The sequence below is a fragment of the Thermus aquaticus genome, assembly GCF_001280255.1.
Classification (GTDB): domain Bacteria; phylum Deinococcota; class Deinococci; order Deinococcales; family Thermaceae; genus Thermus; species Thermus aquaticus.
Genome location: NZ_LHCI01000013.1, coordinates 1 through 309, shown reverse-complemented (window position 1 = coordinate 309; position 309 = coordinate 1). Strand labels below are relative to the sequence as shown.

1 pseudogene is annotated in these 309 nt (G+C 67.0%); it reads right to left on the bottom strand.

The window, feature by feature from the left end:
* Positions 1-272, bottom strand: a pseudogene (locus BVI061214_RS00110) (hydrogen peroxide-dependent heme synthase); the annotation flags it as partial.
* Positions 273-309: the final 37 nt, after the last annotated feature.

Below are 309 nucleotides of genomic sequence, written 5' to 3'. Positions count from 1 at the left end.
CTTTCCAGTTCCAAAAGCTCGTCCAGAGTCTCCCTAAGGTTCAGGAAGAGGAGGTCCGCCTTCTGGGTGATGCCCTGGTAGCCCCCAAAAGCCCCCCGCCCCTCCTCCTCCACCCGCCGCCAGAGGGCGAGGAGGCCCAAAAGCTCCTCCCAGGCCGCCTGCCTCTCCAGGGGGGAGGCCTTGCGCCACCGGGGGAAGTCCAGGCGGCGGAAGTCGTGGAGGATGTGCCAGCCCTCGAGGGTGTGGGTGGGTTCGGGCACGTGGCCTTCCATGCCCCCCACTATAAGGCCCCGGGGCTTGGGTATAGTG